Annotated in this window: 7 protein-coding genes and 1 pseudogene; all 8 read left to right on the plus strand. The window is 52.1% G+C overall.

What is annotated here, in order from left to right; translation table 11 throughout:
- Nucleotides 1-246: 246 nt before the first annotated feature.
- A pseudogene (gene fkpA, locus HA43_RS06040) lies at nt 247-1,075 on the plus strand (FKBP-type peptidyl-prolyl cis-trans isomerase).
- A gap of 192 nt (nt 1,076-1,267) precedes the next feature.
- Nucleotides 1,268-1,990, plus strand: coding sequence for a helix-turn-helix transcriptional regulator (locus tag HA43_RS06045; RefSeq protein ID WP_065648594.1), 723 nt, complete (start codon nt 1,268-1,270; stop codon nt 1,988-1,990).
- A complete protein-coding gene (gene tusD, locus HA43_RS06050; RefSeq protein ID WP_039380840.1) occupies nt 1,990-2,376 on the plus strand; it encodes a sulfurtransferase complex subunit TusD in 387 nt (128 codons plus the stop codon). The genes HA43_RS06045 and tusD overlap by 1 nt, the downstream gene beginning before the upstream one ends.
- Nucleotides 2,376-2,735: a sulfurtransferase complex subunit TusC gene (gene tusC / locus HA43_RS06055; RefSeq protein WP_094111213.1), complete on the plus strand. Its 360-nt coding sequence runs from the start codon at nt 2,376-2,378 to the stop codon at nt 2,733-2,735. The genes tusD and tusC overlap by 1 nt, the downstream gene beginning before the upstream one ends.
- Nucleotides 2,736-2,744: 9 nt before the next feature.
- Nucleotides 2,745-3,032, plus strand: coding sequence for a sulfurtransferase complex subunit TusB (gene tusB / locus HA43_RS06060; RefSeq protein WP_039380837.1), 288 nt, complete (start codon nt 2,745-2,747; stop codon nt 3,030-3,032).
- Nucleotides 3,033-3,156: 124 nt separating this feature from the next.
- A complete protein-coding gene (rpsL, locus tag HA43_RS06065; protein WP_010616440.1) occupies nt 3,157-3,531 on the plus strand; it encodes a 30S ribosomal protein S12 in 375 nt (124 codons plus the stop codon).
- Nucleotides 3,532-3,627: 96 nt separating this feature from the next.
- Complete coding sequence (gene rpsG, locus HA43_RS06070) at nt 3,628-4,098, plus strand: 30S ribosomal protein S7 (RefSeq protein WP_007886246.1); 471 nt, start codon at nt 3,628-3,630, stop codon at nt 4,096-4,098.
- A gap of 93 nt (nt 4,099-4,191) precedes the next feature.
- Nucleotides 4,192-6,306, plus strand: a complete 2,115-nt coding sequence (fusA, locus tag HA43_RS06075) for an elongation factor G (RefSeq protein ID WP_039380834.1) — start codon at nt 4,192-4,194, stop codon at nt 6,304-6,306.
- Nucleotides 6,307-6,381: the final 75 nt, after the last annotated feature.

Below are 6,381 nucleotides of genomic sequence, written 5' to 3' on the forward strand. Positions count from 1 at the left end.
TATGAACCGGCGTGATTCTACGGCCTTTACGGTCAGAATCACCTGATATTTACCCGGCGTTTATCTCCTGCCATTGAATTTACCCGCAGCGCCTACATCTCAGATGAAACTTCCTGAAGCAAAAAAGGTCGGAGGTTAACCGGGTAATTACACTGCGGGAGTGTTCGTTACTGCCGCGTAAAGTTATAGTGTGGACCACTGTCCGCAATGATTCCCGAGGTTTGAAGCTTCGGTTTTGGAGAAAGGATGAAATCACTGTTTAAAGTCACATTGTTAGCTACCACTATGGCTGTCGCACTTAATGCACCGCTGGCGATGGCAGCAGAAACCGCTGCAGCTCCGGCTGACGCGGCGCAGGCTGCGCCACAGGCACAAAAATGCTGCTTTCAAAAACGAAGATCAGCAATCTGCCTATGCACTGGGTGCTTCGCTGGGTCGCTACATGGACAACTCTCTGAAGGAACAGGAGAAACTGGGCATCAAACTGGACAAAGATCAGCTGATTGCTGGTGTTCAGGACGCGTTTGGCGGTAAAAGCAAACTCTCTGACCAGGAGATCGAACAGACTCTGCAGGCCTTTGAAGGTCGCGTGAAGGGTGCTGCTCAGGCGAAGCTGGAAAAAGATGCAAAAGAGAATGCTGACAAAGGCAGCGCTTTTGCTGAAAAATTCGCGAAAGAGAAGGGCGTGAAGAAGACCGAATCTGGTCTGCTCTATCAGGTTGAGAAAGAGGGCAGCGGTGCCGCACCTAAAGATAGCGACACTGTTGTGGTCAATTACAAAGGTACGCTGATCGACGGCACCGAGTTTGATAACTCTTACACCCGTGGCGAACCGCTCTCTTTCCGTCTGGATGGCGTCATTCCGGGCTGGACTGAAGGCCTGAAGCACGTGAAAAAAGGTGGCAAGATCAAACTGGTGATCCCGCCGAACCTCGCCTACGGCAAAAATGGCGTACCGGGTATTCCGGCTAACTCCACGCTGGTGTTTGATGTTGAACTGCTGGATATCAAAGCAGCACCAAAAGCGGATGAAAAAGCACAGGCGCCGGCCGCTGCTGAGAAAAAAGCACAGTAATCGCTCTGTTCTGCCGCCTTCGGGCGGCAGTTCCCTCTGCATTCCCCCGCACGTTCAATTCCTGCTGCATATGTGCAAAGCTCTGGCTAAAGCGGACGACATTTGCCAGACTAACGCCTGCATAATGATCATAAGATGAGTCTGCCCCAATGCTGTCGCGACAGGCTCCAGCCATGTAGGGTAATGTCTTCGATGTCTAATCCATTTAATCCCGGTGAACTGACTGACTTCGATTTACTGGAGCAGCGCCCTTTTGAGCAAGCAGATTACGATATTCTCAAATCTTACGAGGCAGTGGTCGACGGTCTGGCGATGCTGATTGGCTCGCACTGCGAAATCGTGCTGCACTCGCTGGAAGATCTGAAATGTTCAGCTGTGCGTATCGCTAACGGCGAACATACGGGGCGCAAAGTCGGATCGCCGATTACCGATCTGGCGCTGCGCATGCTGCATGATATGCATGGCGCTGACAGCAATGTCTCCCGCGCCTATTTTACACGCGCCAAAAGCGGTGTTCTGATGAAATCGGTCACCATTGCTATTCGTAATCGCCAGCAGCGCGTCATTGGTTTGCTCTGCATCAATATGAATCTGGATGTACCGTTCTCGCAAATCATGTCGACTTTTATGCCGCCAGAGATGCAGCAGGTCGACTCAAGCGTAAACTTTGCCAGTTCGGTAGAAGATCTGGTGATGCAGACGCTGGAGTTCACCATTGAAGAGGTCAGCGCGGATCGCAACGTCTCTAACAACGCCAAGAACCGGCAGATCGTGCTTAATCTGTATGAGAAAGGCATTTTTGACATCAAGGATGCCATCAATCAGGTTGCCGCCCGTCTGAATATCTCGAGGCATACGGTCTATCTCTACATACGTCAGTTTAAGAACGGCGATTTTCAGGGGCAGGATCGCTGATGCGCTATACCCTGCTGGTGACCGGGCCGGCTTACGGCACCCAGAACGCGACCAGTGCGCTGCTGTTTGCCCGCGCGCTGATTGCTGCAGGCCACGTGCTGGAGAGCATATTTTTTTACCGTGAAGGTGTGCTGAACGCCAGTGAGCTGAGCGCACCTGCCAGTGACGAAGCTGACATTGTGCGCGGCTGGCAGCAGCTGCACGACGCCTGCGGTGTCGCGCTTAATGTCTGCGTGGCTGCCGCGCTGCGGCGTGGCATTACCGATCGGCAGGAGGCCGCGCGTTTGCAGCTGGCGGGCAGCAATCTGCAGCCGGGTTTTGAACTCAGCGGTCTGGGTGCACTGGCTGAAGCGGCGCTCAGCTGCGATCGTCTGGTGCAATTCTGATGAACCGCGTTGCGTTCCTCTTTACCCGCGCGCCACACGGCAGCAGTGCCGGCAGGGAAGGGCTGGATGCCGTTCTGGCTACCGGCGCCCTGAGCGAAGATGTTGGCCTCTTTTTTATCGGTGACGGTGTGCTGCAGCTGACTGAGCAGCAGCAGCCGAAAACTATACTGGCGCGCGACTATATCGCCACCTTTGGTGTGCTGGCGCTTTATGATATTGAGCAGTGCTATATCTGTCAGCATTCGCTACTGGCGCGCGGAGTGAGCCTGAGCGCAGAGCGCGTGTTAACAGCCCAGGTGCTGGAGAGTGACGTATTACGCCAGACGCTTGCCTCCTTCGATCGCATTATCTGTTTTTGAGAAACTGCCATGCTTTATACGCTGATGAACTCCCCCTGGCAGTGCGATATCGAAACGCTGCTGCTGCTGCTGCGCCCGGAGGATGACCTGCTGCTGCTGCAGGATGGGGTCACCGGCGCGCTGCAGGGCAGCACAATGCTGGCCCGGCTCAGCGCGGCACCGGCTACGCTATGGGTGCTGGAAGAGGATGTTGTCGCACGCGGATTGTCTGCTCAAATTTCAACCAGTGTTGCCCGTCTGGACTATACTGGATTCGTTGCGCTGACGATAAAGCATCAACAGCAAGTGGCCTGGTAAACGCGAAAACCTGGTTATTTCTTGACACCCTATAGGCACAGCCCTAAAATTCTGCCTCCTCGTAGAAATGCGAGGTGATTTATTACGTGTTTACGAAGCAAAAGCTAAATCCAGGAGCTATTTAATGGCAACAGTTAACCAGCTGGTTCGCAAACCACGCGTTCGTCAGGTTGCTAAAAGCAACGTGCCAGCGCTGGAAGCTTGCCCGCAAAAACGTGGTGTTTGTACTCGTGTCTACACCACTACCCCGAAAAAACCAAACTCAGCACTGCGTAAAGTTTGCCGTGTGCGTTTGACTAACGGTTTTGAAGTTACCTCCTACATCGGTGGTGAAGGTCATAACCTGCAGGAACACTCCGTGATCCTGATCCGTGGCGGTCGTGTTAAAGACCTGCCAGGTGTGCGTTACCACACCGTTCGTGGCGCGCTGGACTGCTCAGGTGTTAAAGACCGTAAGCAGGCTCGCTCCAAGTATGGCGTGAAGAAGCCAAAGGCTTAATGGTTCTCCGTTAAGTAAGGCCAAACGTTTTAACTTTAATGTCAAAATAAACTCGTAGAGTTTTGGACAATCCTGAATTAACAACGGAGTATTTCCATGCCACGTCGTCGCGTCATTGGTCAGCGTAAAATTCTGCCGGATCCTAAGTTCGGATCAGAGCTGCTGGCTAAATTTGTAAATATCCTGATGGTAGATGGTAAAAAATCTACTGCTGAATCAATCGTCTATACCGCACTTGATACCCTGGCTCAACGTGCTGGTAAAGACGGTCTGGAAGCTTTCGAAGTTGCACTCGAAAACGTACGTCCGACTGTCGAAGTGAAGTCACGTCGCGTTGGTGGTTCAACTTACCAGGTTCCAGTTGAAGTCCGTCCGGTTCGTCGTAATGCTCTGGCAATGCGTTGGATCGTTGAAGCTGCTCGTAAACGCGGTGATAAATCAATGGCTCTTCGCCTGGCGAACGAACTTTCTGACGCTGCAGAGAACAAAGGTACTGCAGTTAAGAAACGTGAAGACGTTCACCGTATGGCTGAAGCCAACAAGGCGTTCGCACACTACCGCTGGTAACAGCAAGGTAGTCGTTATTAACCCAGCGGGCGTCCCAGTGGCTTACCTGCTGGGCTTTTTTAACTATGAACGTCTCAGAATCAGAGGAATCAAATGGCTCGTAAAACACCCATTGAGCGCTATCGTAACATCGGTATCAGTGCTCACATCGACGCCGGTAAAACTACCACTACCGAACGTGTTCTGTTCTACACCGGTGTAAACCATAAAATCGGTGAAGTACATGACGGCGCCGCAACCATGGACTGGATGGAGCAGGAACAGGAACGTGGTATTACCATCACTTCCGCTGCGACCACCTGTTACTGGTCTGGTATGGCTAAGCAGTTTGAGCCACACCACGTCAACATCATCGACACCCCGGGACACGTTGACTTCACCATCGAAGTAGAGCGCTCTATGCGTGTGCTTGATGGCGCAGTTATGGTTTACTGTGCGGTTGGTGGTGTTCAGCCACAGTCTGAAACCGTATGGCGTCAGGCTAACAAATATAAAGTTCCACGCATCGCGTTCGTTAACAAAATGGACCGCATGGGTGCTAACTTCCTGAAAGTTGTTGATCAGATGAAAGTGCGTCTGGGTGCAAACCCGGTTCCACTTCAGCTGGCAATCGGCGCAGAAGAGAAATTCACCGGTGTTGTTGACCTGGTGAAAATGAAAGCCATCAACTGGAACGATGAAGATCAGGGCGTTACCTTCGTTTACGAAGATATCCCGGCTGATATGCAGGATCTGGCTGATGAATGGCGTGCGAAGCTGGTTGAATCTGCAGCTGAAGGTTCTGACGAGCTGATGGAGAAATTCTTCGGCGGCGAAGAGCTGACTGAAGAAGAGATCAAAACGTCTCTGCGTAAGCGCGTTCTGAACAACGAAATCATCCTGGTAACCTGTGGTTCTGCATTTAAGAACAAAGGTGTTCAGGCGATGCTGGATGCGGTAGTTGAATACCTGCCAGCACCGACTGACGTTACCGCGATCAACGGTATGCTGGACGACGGTAAAGACACACCGGCTGAGCGTCACTCTGACGACAACGAGCCGTTTGCTGCGCTGGCGTTCAAAATCGCAACCGACCCGTTTGTTGGTAACCTGACCTTCTTCCGCGTTTACTCTGGCGTGGTTAACACCGGTGATACCGTGTTCAACCCGGTCAAGTCAAACCGTGAGCGTCTGGGCCGTATCGTTCAGATGCACGCTAACAAGCGTGAAGAGATCAAAGAAGTTCGTGCGGGCGACATCGCTGCTGCGATCGGCCTGAAAGATGTGACCACCGGTGACACCCTGTGTGACCCGGATAACGTCATCATCCTTGAGCGCATGGAGTTCCCGGAGCCGGTAATCTCTATCGCCGTTGAGCCGAAAACCAAAGCTGACCAGGAAAAAATGGGTCTGGCTCTGGGTCGTCTGGCGAAAGAAGACCCATCATTCCGCGTATGGACTGATGAAGAGTCTAACCAGACCATCATCGCTGGTATGGGTGAGCTGCACCTCGACATCATCGTTGACCGCATGAAGCGTGAATTCAACGTTGAAGCGAACATCGGTAAACCTCAGGTTGCGTATCGCGAAGCGATCCGCTCTAAAGTTACCGGTATTGAAGGTAAACACGCCAAGCAGTCTGGTGGTCGTGGTCAGTATGGTCATGTTGTTATCGACATGTACCCACTGGAGCCGGGTTCAAACCCGAAAGGCTACGAATTTGTTAACGACATTAAAGGTGGTGTGATTCCTGGCGAATACATCCCTGCCGTTGATAAAGGTATCCAGGAGCAGCTGAAGTCTGGTCCACTGGCGGGTTACCCGGTAGTTGATCTGGGCGTGCGTCTGCACTTCGGTTCTTACCATGACGTTGACTCCTCAGAGCTGGCGTTTAAACTGGCTGCTTCTCTTGCGTTTAAAGACGGCTTTAAGAAAGCAACCCCGGTTCTGCTTGAGCCAATCATGAAGGTTGAAGTAGAAACGCCAGAAGAGAACACCGGTGACGTTATCGGTGACCTGAGCCGCCGTCGTGGTATGCTTAAAGGTCAGGAATCTAACGCTACCGGCGTTCAGATTCACGCTGAAGTCCCGCTTTCCGAAATGTTCGGTTATGCAACTCAGCTGCGTTCACTGACAAAAGGCCGTGCTTCTTACTCCATGGAGTTCCTGAAGTACGATGATGCGCCGAACAACGTCGCTCAGGCCGTTATTGAAGCTCGTGGCAAATAAGGCTACGGTTTAAAAATTGTTAACTGATGCCTTCATCAATGATGAAGGCATAACGTAAGGATTATCGCCATGGCG

It is taken from the genome of Pantoea eucrina (genome assembly GCF_002095385.1).
Classification (GTDB): Bacteria; Pseudomonadota; Gammaproteobacteria; order Enterobacterales; family Enterobacteriaceae; genus Pantoea; species Pantoea eucrina.